Source organism: Acidovorax sp. CCYZU-2555, assembly GCF_018413525.1.
GTDB lineage: Bacteria > Pseudomonadota > Gammaproteobacteria > Burkholderiales > Burkholderiaceae_C > Comamonas.
In genome coordinates, this window is the sequence record NZ_JAHCDD010000007.1 from 16613 (window position 1) to 30288 (window position 13676).

Genomic DNA, 13676 nt, shown 5'->3' on the forward strand with positions numbered 1-13676 from the left:
GCAGCGGCAGCGCTGTGGGGGCTGGGGAGCTGAAAGGATTTGGGGCGGCGTGAAATTTTGTACAGCGAATACCGCCGCCAACCCGTTCGTGGTGAGCCCGTCGAACCATGAACGGCCGGTGCTCAAGCTTTCGCAGCGCCCCCCTCACCTCACCCCAGCCCCCCGTACCTCGAACGCCACGGTATCGAGCACCGCCCCCTTGGCATCGCGCAACTCCATGCGGTGGCGTCCCGGCCAGGGCAGCCAGGCCCAGTGCGCGCCGCGCGCGACTTCCTTGCCGTCTAGCCACCAGCGCAGCGCGCGCGCGTCGCCGGCCGCGAGCCGGGCGGCGAACTGCAGGCGCTGGCGGTCGGGCGGAATGTCGGGGTCTAGCGCGACGATGGTGCCGGGCGCGGGACGCGCGATACGGCCTTGCGCCGCGGCCGCCAGTTGGGGCGCAGCGCCCTGCTCCAGCGCGAACAGCGTCTGCTGCGTGCCCGGCAGAAACCACTCGCTGCGTGCCGCGGCCAGTGGCTCGCCCGTCGCCGGGTCGGGGCCGTAGCGCACATCGGCACGCAGCAGCGCGGGCTGCTTGGCCGAAGCGGCCGGAGGCTGGGGCGCGCGGCTCGAACGCTGGGCATGCAACTGCCCCATCAGCTCGGCCCAGATCGGCGCTGCGCCGCTGCTGCCGCTGACGCCATGCATGGCTTCGCCGCCCGCGTTGCCGACCCAGACGCCCACGGTGTAATGCTGCGACCAGCCCACGGCCCAGTTGTCGCGCATGTCCTTGCTGGTGCCGGTCTTCACGGCGGTCCAGAAGCGCGTGGCCAGCACGCTGTCGGTGCCGAACGTGGGCGCGCGCGCATTGCCGTCGGAAAGTATGTCGCCGATGATGAACGCCGCGCGCGCATCGAGCGCGGGCGTGCAGGCGGGAGTCGCAACGGCAGGCAGCCGCGCCGCGGCATGGACCGCCCCGGCCACGGGCCGCCAGCAGCCGCCGTTGGCCAGCGCGCGATAGGCATTGGTCAGCTGCAGCAGCGGCACTTCGGCGCTGCCCAGCGCGAGGCTGTAGCCGTAGTAGCTGCCGCTTTCGCGCAGCGGCATGCCCAAGGCGCCCATCTGGGCGAAGAACGCATCGGGCGACACCATGGCCAGCGTGCGCACCGCGGGCACGTTGAGCGAGGCCGCGAGCGCGGTGCGCACCGAGACCCAGCCCTTGAAGCGCCGGTCGTAGTTCTGCGGAATGTAGAGGCCGCCGGCCGTGGGAATGTGGGCCGACGAGTCTTCGATCAGCGACGCCGCCGTGAGCCGGCGTTCGGCCAGCGCCTGGCCGTAGAGAAACGGCTTGAGCGTGGAGCCGGGCTGGCGCAGCGCGAGCACGCCGTCGACTTCGCCCGCCTGGCTCAAAGCGCCCGACGAGCCGACCCAGGCCAGCACTTCGCCGCTCGCGTTGTCGAGCACCAGCACCGCGCCGTCCTCGACATTGCGGCCCTGCAGCTCGCGCAGATGCTGCTGCAGGCTGCGCATCGCCTGGCGCTGCAGCGGCGCGCTGAGCGTGCTGCGCAGGCGCGCGGGCAGCTCCTGGCCGGCGTCCGTTCGTCCTGATTCTGTCGCAGTCTGGACGGCCTGCGCGAGCACACGCCGCGCGAAATGCGGCGCCACGCCTTCGGCCGCAGGCCATTGCCGCTGCTGCAGGCTGCTTTCGGTGAACAGCTGCAGCGCGCCGCAGTCGACTTTGCGCGCCTGCAGCTTTTCGAGCAGGGCGCAGGCGCGCTGCGCCACGCGCTGCGGCGCGGCATTGGGCGCACGCACCAGTACCGCGGCGATCGCGGCTTCGCGCGCGTCGAGGCCGTGCGCGGCCTTGCCGAACAGCGTGCGCGCCAGCGCGTCTATGCCCACCAGTTCCCCGCGAAACGGCACCATGTTCAGATAGGCTTCGAGAATCTGGTCCTTGCGCCAGCGCCGGTCCAGCACCTGGGCGGCCACGGTCTGGCCCACTTTCTGCACCAGCGTGCGCCCGCCCGGGCCGCGCCGCCAGTCGCCGTCGACCAGGCCTGCGAGCTGCATGGTGATGGTGCTGGCGCCGCGCGTGCGCTGGTGCCACAGCCGCCCCCAGGCGGCGGCCGACACCGCCGACCAGTCGACGCCGCTGTGTTCGAAAAACCGCTGGTCCTCGCTGAGCACCAGCGCATTGCGCAGCGCGGGCGAGATGTCCTGCAGCGCCACCCATTCGCCGCGGCGCACGCTGGCATCGGTGCGCAGCCGCTGCAGCACTTCGCCTTCGCGCGACAGCACCAGGGTTTCGGAAGGGCGGTGCGCGCCGCGCACTTCGTCGTAGCTGGGAACGGCCCAGGCCGCGGAACTGGCAGCGCCCACCAGGCAGCACAGCGCAACGAGGCGCCAACGAATCTTCAACTGCGCCATGGCCTCAGCCCAGCGTCAGCACGACGGGCTGGTGGTCCGACGCCTGGGTGTGCGCATCGGTCTGCCAGTCGCGCACGCGCGACTGCAGGCTGTCGCTGACCAGCATGAAGTCGCAGGCCACGGGCTCGGGCCCATAGCGCCGGTCGAACAGCTTGAACGTGGGCGGCTGGGGCTGATCGGGATGCAGCAGGCGCCAGCTGTCATGCCACTGGCCGGGCTGCAGCGCGCCCTCCTCGCCCGTCGCCCAGCGCGCCGTGAGCGCCGCGTATTCGGCCTCCTGCGGCTCGAAGTTGAAGTCGCCGCACAGCACCGCCTGGTGGGTATGCGACTTGGTCTGGAACGGCGAGCCATCGCGGCAGTCCTGCGGCGGCGCATCGGCCACGCTGCAGGCCGCAAGCTGCAGGCTGCGCAGCGCCTGCGCCTGGGCCATGCGCTGGGCCTTGGAGAAGTATTCGAGGTGGGTGGTCATCACGCGCACCGCGCCCAGGCGGGCATCCATCACCGTGACCACGGTGCAGACGCGGGGCATGCTGCGCACGCCCGCATCGGCCGGGTAAGGCAGCGGGTAGTGCTGCACCTGCAGCGCGGGCAGGCGCGTGGCGATCAGGTTGCCGAAGCGCTGGCGGCCCATGGTCGTGAACTCATCGACGGCCGCGCCGAAGAACAGCTGCCAGCCCGGCAACAGCTGCTGCAACTGCGCAATCTGATCGCCGGGAGCGCCTTGCAGGCCGGGATAGTTGACCGCGATTTCCTGCAGGCACAGCACATCGGCGTCGGCAAGAGAACGCGCGCGCTCGACGATGCGCTGCGGGCTGACCAGGCCGTCGAGGCCACAGCACCATTGGGTGTTCCAGCTGAGGATTTTCATTCGAGCATTACACCCCAACGCGCCTGCTACCCAAGCCAGCGAAGACCGTCTGGGCGTCCCGGTCGCAGCGCTATTTGATGCCCGCGCGCATGAAGCTTTGCACGAACTGGCGCTGGAACAGCAGGAATGCGACCAGCAGCGGCGCCGAAGTCATCAGCGTCGCGGCGGTGATGGTCGACCATTCGACGCCCTGCTCCACCGAGGAAAACACCTGCAGGCCCACCGTGAGCGGGCGCGACTCGACGCTGTTGGTGATGATCAGCGGCCAGAGAAAATTGTTCCAGTGAAAGCTCACCGACACCAGCGCGAACGCGGTGTAGACGGGCTTGGCCAGCGGCACATAGACGCGCCACAGCGTCTGCAGCGCGCTCGCGCCTTCGACGCGCGCGGCTTCGTCGAGCTCCCTGGGAATGCCCATGAAAGTCTGGCGCAGCAGGAAGATCGCGAACGCCGAGGCGAAGTACGGCAGGCCTATCGCCAGCAGCGTATCGACCAGGCCCAGCTTGGCCATGGTCTGGTAGTTCTCCACCAGCAGGATGTCGGGCATGATCATCAGCTGCACCAGCACCAGCGCAAACGCCACGTTCTTGCCACGGAACTCATAGCGCGCGAACGCATAGGCGGCCAGCGTGCTGAGCACCAGCTGCGCGGCCAGGATCATCGCCACCAGCAGCGTGGTGTTGAGAAAGTAGCGCGCGAACGGCGCGGCCTGCCAGGCATGGCGAAAGTTCTCCAGCGTCCAGGGCGCGGCGAGATCGAAGCGCGTCGAGAACTCGGCCGGGTGAAACGCGGTCCAGACCGCGTAGGCCAGCGGCAGTATCCACAGCAGCGCCAGCAGCCAGGCCGCAGCGGTGTCCAGCCACGACACGGTGTACAGCGCCGGCCCCTGGCGCGGCGATTGCTTGGCTGCGCTCATTTGTAATGCACCCGTTTGTCCAACACGAAAAACTGGAACAGCGCGACGCTGGCCAGCACCACCACCAGCACCACGGTGATCGCCGCCGCATAGCCCGCGTCCCAGAACTTGAAGCCGACTTCATAGAGGTGGTACAGCAGCAGGCTGGTGGCGTTGTCGGGGCCGCCGCGCGTCAGGATGAACACATGGTCGACCAGGCGGAACGCATTCACCACGGCATTGACCAGCACGAACAGCGTGGTCGGCATCAGCAGCGGCCACTGCACGCGCCGGAAGTAATACCCGCGCGACGCGCCTTCGATCGCCGCGGCTTCCTTGAGACTCGGGTTGAGCGTCTGCAGCGCCGCGAGATAGAAGATCATGAAGAAGCCGGCCTCCTTCCAGATCGCGACCAGCGTGATGCAGGCCAGCGCCGTCGAGGGGTCGCCCAGCCAGTTGTGCGAGGGCAGGCCCAGGGCACCCGTGATCTGCTCTAACAGGCCGTATTGCGGCGTGTAGAAGAACAGCCAGATGTTGGCCACGGCGATCATGGGCAGCACCGTGGGCGTGAAGTAGGCCATGCGCAAAAACGCCCGGCCCTGCATGCGCTCGTTGACCCACAGCGCCATGGCCAGCGCCAGGCCTATCGACAGCGGAATGGTCGCGCCCGCGAACCACAGGTTGTTGCGCACCGCCTGCCAGAACACCGGGTCGTCGACCATCACCTGGTAGTTTTCGAGACCCACCCACAGGCTGGGCCGGCTGCCGCGCGGCGTCGAAAAGAAGCTGTCGATCAGCGTGGCCAGCGCGGGCCAGTGCGTGAACGCCACCAGCAGCGCCAAGGCCGGCAGCAGCAACAGCCAGGCATGCAGCGCATGCTGGCTCACGGCTGCGCGCGACGCAATGTTCGAGCCCGCGGCCATGGTCTTACTGGTAGCTGCGCAGCAGGCGATCGGCTTCGCGCTGCGCGTCCTTCAGGGCCTGGGCCGACGTCTTGCTGCCGTTGAGCGCGGCCTGCACGGCGTCGTTGAGCAGCTTGGTCACGCGCTGGTTGTCGTGCGTGGAGAACTCGGCGACCGACACGCCCAGCTGGTCACGCGCGACCAGGGCCTGGGGGAAATCCTGGCCGTATTTCTTGAGCACCGGCGTCTCGTAGGCCGCGGGCGACACGGCCACATAGCCGGTGTCCATGCTCCACTGCGCCGCGCGCTCGGGCTGGGTCACCCACTTGATGAACTCGAACGCCGCCTGCTGCTGCGCGGGCGTCGACTTCTTGAAGATGTAGAAATTGCCGCCGCCCGTGGGCGAGCCCTTGCGCACATTGCCCGCGATCTGGCCCACGCCGAAATCGAACTTGGCATTGGCCTTGAGGTTGGTCAGATTGCCCGTGGTGGTGACGATGATCGCCGCCTTCTGCTCGATGAAATCCTTGGGCGTCGTGCCCCACTCGACCACGCCGCTGGGGTGCACGCCGGTGCGCGCCAGATTGACCCAGTATTCGAGCGCTTCGATCACCTTGGGGTTGTCGAGCGTGACCTTGGTGCCGGCTTCATTCGCCAGCAGCACGCCGTTGGGCGTGGTCAGCGTCTGCAGCATCCAGTAGCCAAAGCCCGTCGAGGGGATCTGTATGCCGTACTGCACGACCTTGCCGCTCGCGTCCTTGCGCGTGAGCTTCTGCGCGGCTTCGCTCAGTTCCTTCCAGGTCTGCGGCGCGCGGTTCGGGTCCAGGCCCGCCTGCTTGAACAAGTCCTTGTTGTAGTACATGACCACGGTGGAGCGCTGGAACGGCACGCCCCAGGTCTTGCCGCCGGTCTGGCTGTTGGCCATGAACGCGGGGTAGAAGCTCTTGAGCCAGGCCTGGTCGTCGGCGGTCTTGACGAACTGGTCTATGGGCGCGATCGCGTCTTCGTCGATCAGCGTGAACATGTCGGTCGACAGCAGCACCGAAGTCGCGGGCGGCTTGCCCGACTTGTGCGCGGTCAGCGCCTTGACGATGGTTTCCTGGTAGGTGCCCGCGTAGATGGGCGTGACCTTGATGTTGGGGTTGGCCTTCATGAAGTCGGCCGCGAAACCATCGATGGTCTTGGCCACGGCGCCGCCCACGGCCACGGGGTAGTAGAACGGCACTTCGACCGGTGCCTGGGCATGGGCCAGGCCCAGCGAGCCCGTTGCGGCGGCCAGGGCCAGGGTCTGGATGAAGGTCTTGCGATGCATGGGAACTCCTGAAAAGAATGCGATGAACGACGGGGCGCTGGCGCGCCAGGGCGCGAAAACCGGAAGGCGAAAATCAGGCGGAGCGCGCGCCCAGGCGCAGGCCGTCGGCGCCGAAGAAATGGGTGTCGGCGTCTTGCCAGGCCAGGCGCACGTGCGCGCCCGTGGGCACCTGCTGCGGGCCGGGCGCGCGCACCGTGAGCACTTCGCTGCCCACCTGGCAGCGCAGCACCAGATCGGCGCCCAGGTATTCCTGGCCGACCACCTGCGCGTCTATGCCGCGCTGCGTCTGGCCAACGACGGCGATCGCTTCGGGGCGCAGGCCCATGCAGCGCGCGCTGCCGCCGCCCACGCCCACATCGCTGCCCGCGATGCGGCCGTGCTCCAGCGTGATCAGATTCATTGCGGGCGTGCCGATGAAGCGCGCCGCGAAGCGGCTCGCGGGGCGCGCATACATTTCGCGCGGCGCCGCGCATTGCTCTACGCTGCCCTGGTGCAGCAGCACCACCTGGTCGGCCATGCTCATGGCTTCGGCCTGGTCATGGGTCACATAGACCACCGTGAGGCCCAGGCGCTGCTGCAGTTCGCGCAGTTCGCTGCGCATTTCCTGGCGCAGCTGGGCGTCGAGATTGGAAAGGGGTTCGTCCATCAGGCAGACCTTGGCCTGGGCGACGAGCGCGCGGCCCAGCGCCACGCGCTGCTGCTGGCCGCCCGAGAGTTGCGCGGGCCGGCGATCGAGCAGGCCGGTCAGGCCCAGCAGCTCGGCGGTTTCGGCCAGGCGCTTGGCGGATTCCGCCGCGGGCACCTTGCGCACCGACAGACCAAAGCCCATGTTCTGCGCCACCGTGAGGTGGGGAAACAAGGCGTAGTTCTGGAACACCATGGCGATGCCGCGTTCGGCGGGTGGCAGATGACCGACTTCGCGGCCATCGATGCGCACACTGCCCGCGGTCGCGGTTTCCAGGCCCGCGATGATGCGCAGCGTGGTCGACTTGCCACAGCCCGAAGGCCCGAGCAGTACGCAGAAAGTTGCCGGTTCAATGCGCAAGTGCAGCGCGCGCAGCGCTGTCGTTGCTCCCCAGGACTTTGCAACACCGTCGAGTTCTATCAAGGACATGAGTGCCTAGTCTAGGCAAGTCATGTGACGGATGAGTGTCAATTTTCCAGGTGCTTACCCTGAAGTCATGCACGCGCCTCCCTGCGGATCACAGCGTGTATGACACGCAGGAAGGGCGCTTTGTCATGCCGTCATGGCGTGGCCACGACTTTCACCGGCGCGTTGGGCGCTTCGCCGAACATCTCGGGCGCGTACAGCGCTTCGACGCGCGTGGGCGGCAGCGCGAATTCGCCGACATTGCTCACGCGCACGCGGTAGCGCACCTTGATGCTGCCGCGCGGCAGCCACTCGTAGTAGCCGCGCCACGAAGAGAAGCTGCGCTCCTCGAACGTGGGCTGGCTGCCTTCGCCGCTGGTGTCGTCGCCGCCCTGCTGGGCGATTTCCGAATCGCGGCCCAGGCCGCTGCCCAGGATGGTCGCGCCCGCGGGAATCGGGTCGGTGATCGCGACCCAGCCCATGTCGGCCGTGGACGTGACGTCGAGCGTCACATCGAGCACATCGCCGCGCTGGTAGCTGCCCGCGGGCAGCTGCGACGGCGTGACGCGCGTGACGGTCTTGCGCACCGTATAGCCCGCGCTGAACGGCTTGCTCAGCGGCACGGCGGCCACCGACTGCAGGCTCAGCCAGGGCTTGCCCGCGCCTTCGTGCGTGACCGTCAGCGGCCCCGCAGCCCAGGGCAGGAACAGGCCGTTGGCGCCCGAGGCCGCGACCGGCGCGCCCACGGGGTTGGCGCCCAGCGGAGCGCCGGCCGCGGGAACCGTGCCCGTCGTCGCCGCGGGCTGGGCGGCCATGCCGCGCCATTCCTTGACCACGCTCTGCGTGCCCAGCTGGGCCAGCGTGCGGCCCGACACCGGCGTGCTTTCACGCTCGCGCGAGAACGCCTGCAGCGCCAGCACGCCCCACAGGTTGGCCGTGGTCGTGGTCCAGGCGCCGCCGCGCTGGCGCGCGATCAGTCCCTGGGCCAGGCGCGGTACATCGTCCTTCCACTCGGGCAGCGACAGCGCCGTGAGCAGCAGGCGCGCGGCATTGCTGTCGCCGCCCTGCATCTGCCACCACCAGTTGTCGTCCTTCTCGGTGCTGAACACCACCTGGCTGCCCTGGAACGACAGACGGCTTTGCAGCAGCTGCTTGGCTTCCTGCAGGCGCGTCTCGCGCTGCGCGGCCTCGGGCATGCGCTGCAGGATCTGCACCCAGTCGAGCAGTGCGTGCGTAGGCCATTGCGTGGGCGCGACGCGAATGCTCTCGAGCATGCGCGGCACGGCGCGGCCGTTGCGCGACAGCGCCTCGATCGCCGCGAGCTTGCGCACTTCAAGCGCCAGCGCCTGGTCGTTGCGCGGATTGTTCAGCGGGCGTTCGAGCCGGCCTTCGACGAACGCGATCAGCGCGCTTTCCATCTGCGCGCGCAGCGCTTCGGGCAGGGCCAGGCGCGGGTCCTGGCGCGCGGCCTCGTGGCTTGCGGCCAGCAGATAGGCGGTCAGCGTGTCGCTGCCGCGGTGCGCGGCACCGGCGCGCGGCGGGAAGTACGAGGCCAGGCCGTTCTCGTCGAGATAGCTGGGCATCTTCGCGATCACCTGCTGCCACTGCGCGGCGTCGCCCAGGCCCAGCGCGCGGCTGCTGATCTGCTCGAGGCAGGTGTAGGCGTAGCGCAGCCACCAGTCGCGCACGCCGGGCATGCCGTCGGCCAGCTTGGGCGCCAGCGCCAGGCGCAGTCCGCCGCGGCCCGGCAAGGCATCGGCCGGCGGCGACACCGGCAACTGCCATTGGCCGTCGATCTGCACCAGCGTCGCCTGCTGCACCGTGAGCGGCACGGCCGCCTCGATGCGCTGGCGCGTGCGAATCGCGTCGCGCGCGGGCGGCGCGCCCGGCGTCACGTCTTCGGCGTCGATTTCCCAGTCGAGGCCCGCGGCGAGGTTCTCCAACGCGCTGCTGCCCGCGGCGTTGACCGGCACCGTGACCTCCCACGCGACTTCCTGCGACGCGCCCGCAGCCAGCGCGATGCGCTGCGCGGCCAGCGTGAGCGGTGCGGCGCGCGGCTGCACCTGCACCTGCATCGCGCGCTCGGTGGTGTTGCGCAGCGTGACCTGGGCGCGCAAGCGGTCGCCTTCGCGCACCAGCGGCGGCAGGCCGCTGATGATCTGCAGGTCTTGCGTGCTGCGAATCTTGGTGCGCCCCGTGCCGAACATCTGCACGCCCGCATCGGCGACGGCGACGATCTCGAACGTGGTCAGCGAATCATTGAGCGGCACCGTGACGCGCGCCTGGCCCTTGGCGTCGAGCACCACGCTGGGCTGCCACAGCAGCACGCTGTCGAACAGCTCGCGCCGCGGACTGCGCCCGCCGCCGCCGCCCGCGGGAACGGCCTTGCGCCCGTAGTGGCGCCGGCCTATGACTTCCATCTGCGCGGTCGCGGTCTGCACGCCCCAGGCGCGGCGCGGCAGCATTGCGTCGAGCAGGTTCCAGCTGCCGTTGGGCATGAGTTCGAGCAACGCCTGGTCCACGGCAGCGAGCGCGACTTCGGCGCCGGCCGCGGGCTGGCCGTTGGGCAGCTTGGCGCTGATCGTGACCTGGGCCGTGCCGCGCACCGGATAGGTTTCGCGGTCGGCGCTGACCTGCACCGCGAGCCGGTTGGCCGCGGCGTCGACCTTGATTTCGGCCATGCCAAGACGGAACGCGGGCCGGCTCAGATCGACCAGGGACGTGGGCGCCACATATTCGCGGCCTTCGTGCCAGAACGCATTCCACCAGGCACGCGGTGCCTGATAGCCCCAGGTGAAGAAGCTGTACCAGGGCACTTCGCGCAGCCGTCCGCGCAGCGCCAGCACGCTCACATAGACGTTGGGGCCCCAGCTCTCCTCGATCTTCAATTCAACCGTCGGATTCTGGCCTTCGAGCTGCACCACGCGCGTGCTCAGAATGCCTTCGCGCTCCACGGCCACCAGCGCGGTCGCATAGCGGAACGGCATGCGCACCTGCAGGCGCGCGGTCTCGCCCGGCGCGTAGCTGCGCTGCTCCGACAGCAGTTCCATGCGGTCATGGTCTTCGCCGCCGAACCACAGCTCGCCCTGGCGCGTGACCCAGACCGAGGTCGCGGCCTGGACTTCGTTGCCCGCGCTGTCGCTGGCCGTGGCCACGAGTTCGACTTCTCCCGCCTGGGCGATCTTCGCCGTGCAATGCAGCCGGCCCTGGGCATCGCTCTTGCCCGAACAGACCGTGCCCAGATCCTTGAGCGTGGTCTGGTTGTCGTAGCTGTAGAAACCGCCGACCAGCCGCTTGCGGCTGCTGGTGGTGATGCGCGCCAGCGCCTGCACCTTGAGCGCCACGCCCGCCTGGGGCTTGCCGTCGAGGCCCAGCGCCAGCGCCTGGAACTGCATCTCGCGCTCGGTCGAGACCCAGTTCTCGGCCTGTATGCCCGCGACCACGGCCGCGGGCCACAGCGTCTGCGTGCTGCGCAGCGTCTGCACTTCGCCGCTGGGGTCGGCATAGGTGGCTTCGACCAGCAGCTCGCGCGCCTGCTTGCCGCGCGGCAGCGACTGCAGCTCGACCTGGCCCGCGCCCTGGCGATTGAGCACCAGCGGCAGCGCGTCGGCGATCACCTTGGTGTCCTGCGCCGCGCTGGCCTCCTCGTCGTCGCTTTGCGCGTTGTCGGCGGCCGCGCGCGGCGGGCCGAAGCGGAAATCGTCATAGCCCGCGAAGTCCAGCGACTTGGCGCGCACCATCGCCGAAACGCGCACCGGCAGGCCGTCGGCCGGCCCGCCCGAAAGGTAGTTGAGCTGCACCTGCACCGGCAGCTTCTCGGCGCGCACCAGCGGCTTGGCATTCACCGGGCCGATGCGGCCTTCGAACACCGGCAGGCGAAACTCCTCAACACGGAACGAGCCGCTGGTCAGCGCGCGAAACTGCGACGCGTCCTGCGGCTCGCGCAGCTCGACCTGGTACTCGCCCAGCTTGGCGCCCGCGGGCACGGGAAAGCGGCTTTCGGCGCTCAAGCCCCCGCTGCCGGTTTCGCGCCAGGTCAGCGGCTGGCGGAAAGTCTGGCCGCTGCCCAGATGGGTGATGCGCAGCTCGCTGGGGCGCTGCGGCGGCAATGCCAGGCCCTGGCCGTTCTGCTGGCGCAGGAAATGCTTCATGGCCAGCGTTTCGCCGGCGCGCAGCAGCGTGCGATCGAACACCGTGTGCGCGAGCATGTCGGCCTTGGCGCTGTTGCTGGTCGGCACATTGAAGCGCCAGGGCTCTATGCCGCGCTGCCAGTCGCTCCAGGCGAAGGCCAGCTCGGGGCCGGCCGAAGTCTGGGCGCGCGCGCTGACGAAATAGGCGGCGTTGCGGTAGCCGTCGCCGCGGCATTGCGGTGGCTGGGGCGACAGATCGGCGAACTGCGCAATGCCCTGGGCATTGGTCACGGCCGATGCCAGCACTTCGCCATTGCAGCTAGACACCTGGACCTTGGCGCCGGCGACGACCTGGCCCTTGTCGAGCGTGGTCACCCAGGCCGCGGAGTTCTCGCGGCCCAGCTTGAAATGCACGGCCAGGTTCGTGACCAGCGCCGAACTGCGCACATACATGCTGCGCTTCTCGCCATAGCGTTCATCGAGCAGCGCCGCGCCCAGCAGCGGCGACGCGATCTCGACCACATGGAATCCGGGCGTCAGCGGAATGCCCACGACTTCGAACGGCCGCGGATCGCCGGCCTGGGCCGCGGGCAGCGACATCGCCTTGACGTTGGACTGGCCCGCGAGCAGCGACAGCATGCGCGTCTGCACGCTCTGGCGCTCATTGGGATCTATCACCGGCGGCAGCGCGCCATTGACATCGCGCCGCGCCTGGGCGCGCGTGACCTGGTCGCGCTCATAGTTCTGCAGCTTGCGCAGCCAGGCAATGATGTCGGCATCGGTGCGCGGCTCGATCAGGCTGACCTCGCTGCCGGGCTGCAGTTGCTGGCTTTGCAGCGCGGCCTCGACCTTGCGCACCGTCACGGGCAGCAGCGCCGGGCCGCCGGGGCCTTCGGCGAAGCGCTCGACAATGCCGAACGGCGAGGCCGCGAACTTGACCAGCGGCGGCATGTCGGCCGTGGCCACGGTCAGCGGGAAGGCGTCGGCATTGCGCAGCGTGCGCCCGGCCGCATCCTTGAAATCCTTGGGCAGCTGCAACTTATAGCTGGTCTGCGCCGACAGGCCTTCGAAGCGCAGGCCGTCGACCAGGCCCTGCGGGTCGGGGCGCACCGAGGGGTCGTCGCCTTCGTCTATCACCGGCTTGAGCGTCGCGCCCCCGCCCTGCAGGCGTATGGCTTCGGCCTGGGCGCGCGGCACGGGCGCGTTGAACGACAGCCGCATGGGCCGTATCGGCAGACAGGCCGCCTGCGCGTTCTCGCGCTCGCAGCGCAGTTCGGCGGAGAACGGCTCGCGCACGTTGTACGCGAACTCCTGCGCGTTGCGCGTGGCCACGCCGCTGGGCGTGGCGACTCCGCTGCCCAGCACCAGGCGCAGCTTGGCGCCAGGCGTGAGCGTGCGATTGCAGGCCAGCGTGGCGTACTGCAGCGGCGCGGCCGTGGCCGCCTGGGTCCAGCCGCGCATCTTGAGCAATTCAGTGCGTTCGTTGCCGTCGATCCAGCGCAGCGGAATGCGCTCTCCCACGCCTTCGAGCGCGCAATAGCCGTTGGCCAGCAGCGTGTCGCGCGCCACCGGGCCGCTGAAACGCAGCACGAAGAACTGCGACTCATCAATGGCTTCGTAGGTGGGCGGCAGGATGGACAGCGCCTGCGGGCCGCCCGTGCTGAACTGATAGCGCGTGGTTCCCGACAGCACCTGGCCCGTGGGCGACTTGAGCCCGGCGAGCAGCTGGGCCGTGCAGCGCACGCCCGGCGGCAAGGGCTTGGAGAAATCGAACACCCATTCGCGCTCGCTGGTCCAGCGGCCCGTGCCGGCCGCTGCCTGCGCGTCGCTGCACGACAGCTGCAGCGGCGCTGCCGCCTTGGGGTCGCCAAAGCGCACGGCCGCGGAGTCGAACTGCACGCGCACCTGCTGCACCTGCGCGACTTCGCCCTGCGGATTGAATTGACCCACGGCCAGCGCCAGCGCATTGCCGGCCCACAGCGCCAGCGCGGCGCCTGTCCATTGCTTGATTCCCACGTCTATCCCCTCTCGATCCGGCCGGGCCGGTGCTGCCTTGGCGCGCTCGGAGGCGGCTTT

Annotated in this window: 7 protein-coding genes; all 7 read right to left on the reverse strand. The window is 69.3% G+C overall.

Annotation, left to right across the window (positions count from 1 at the left end):
• Positions 1 to 144: 144 nt before the first annotated feature.
• Positions 145 to 2403, reverse strand: coding sequence for a penicillin-binding protein 1C (gene pbpC / locus KHY18_RS03780; RefSeq protein ID WP_213294482.1), 2259 nt, complete (start codon positions 2401 to 2403; stop codon positions 145 to 147).
• A 4-nt stretch (positions 2404 to 2407) separates the two neighbouring features.
• Positions 2408 to 3271: an endonuclease/exonuclease/phosphatase family protein gene (locus KHY18_RS03785; protein ID WP_213294483.1), complete on the reverse strand. Its 864-nt coding sequence runs from the start codon at positions 3269 to 3271 to the stop codon at positions 2408 to 2410.
• Between the two features lie 70 nt (positions 3272 to 3341).
• The gene (locus KHY18_RS03790) at positions 3342 to 4187 is read right to left on the reverse strand and encodes a carbohydrate ABC transporter permease (protein WP_213294484.1); all 846 of its coding nucleotides are present in this window, start codon (positions 4185 to 4187) and stop codon (positions 3342 to 3344) included.
• Positions 4184 to 5089 (reverse strand): carbohydrate ABC transporter permease, encoded by a 906-nt coding sequence (locus tag KHY18_RS03795; protein WP_213294486.1) that lies wholly within the window; start codon positions 5087 to 5089, stop codon positions 4184 to 4186. The genes KHY18_RS03790 and KHY18_RS03795 overlap by 4 nt, the downstream gene beginning before the upstream one ends.
• A gap of 4 nt (positions 5090 to 5093) precedes the next feature.
• Positions 5094 to 6380 carry an ABC transporter substrate-binding protein gene (locus KHY18_RS03800; protein WP_213294488.1) on the reverse strand — a complete coding sequence of 429 codons (1287 nt, stop codon included), beginning with the start codon at positions 6378 to 6380 and terminating at the stop codon, positions 5094 to 5096.
• Positions 6381 to 6453: 73 nt separating this feature from the next.
• Positions 6454 to 7494, reverse strand: a complete 1041-nt coding sequence (locus KHY18_RS03805) for an ABC transporter ATP-binding protein (protein WP_213294490.1) — start codon at positions 7492 to 7494, stop codon at positions 6454 to 6456.
• A gap of 131 nt (positions 7495 to 7625) precedes the next feature.
• On the reverse strand, positions 7626 to 13610 hold the full coding sequence (locus KHY18_RS03810; protein WP_213294624.1) for an alpha-2-macroglobulin family protein: 5985 nt from the start codon (positions 13608 to 13610) through the stop codon (positions 7626 to 7628).
• Positions 13611 to 13676 lie beyond the last annotated feature (66 nt).